Here is a 713-nt window from a genome sequence, read left to right on the forward strand (position 1 = left end):
GGATCGGTTGAAATGATGCGTTCAAAAGCTTTCCCCGAGTAAATCGGCCGTGTGAACACAACATTCCCTCCGGTAACGCTTACATCTATAGCATCAGAAATTAAGCCTGTTTGCAGACGGGCAGCAAGCTTCGGTGAAAGATCCTTGCCCATTGCCGTATGCCCGAAGATGACTGAATCAGGATTTTCTTGCTCGATAACACCTCTCATGACCTGGCTGTACCCGTCTGCCGTGTATGTTTTCAGCCTCGGGTCCTCAGCGGTAAGAACTTTATCTGCTCCGTAATGAATAAGCTCTTGTGCAATGCTTTGTACATTTTCACCGATGAGAACACCGATGACTTCTCCATCTCCTGAAATGGTTCTTCCTGCAGCTATTGCTTCAAAGGTGACATTCCGCAATTCCCCATCGCGTATTTCTCCAAGCACGATCACTTTTTTTCCCATTCTAACATCCCCCTGTTTCTTTGAATGTCCAAGCTTTAAATGACTTTAGCTTCGCTGCGGAGCAATGAGACAAGCTCTTTTGCCTGTTCGTCAGGCTCACCTTGGAGAAGCTTCCCGGCTTCTTTTTTCGGCGGCAGAAAACGCTCAATGGTTTTCAGCTTTGGTTCAGCATCCTCTTCGTCCAGGTCAAGATCATCAAGTTCAAGCTCTTCAAGCGGCTTTTTCTTAGCCTTCATAATTCCCGGAAGCGATGGATAGCGCGGCTCG

At 47.5% G+C, this 713-nt stretch carries 2 pseudogenes; both read right to left on the minus strand.

The annotated features are described in order from the left end of the window. A pseudogene (etfA, locus tag ACWHAR_RS27050) lies at window positions 1-446 on the minus strand (electron transfer flavoprotein subunit alpha); the annotation flags it as partial. A 35-nt stretch (window positions 447-481) separates the two neighbouring features. Next, window positions 482-713: pseudogene (gene etfB / locus ACWHAR_RS27055) on the minus strand (electron transfer flavoprotein subunit beta); the annotation flags it as partial.

Source organism: Bacillus sp. LR--39 (assembly GCF_053613335.1).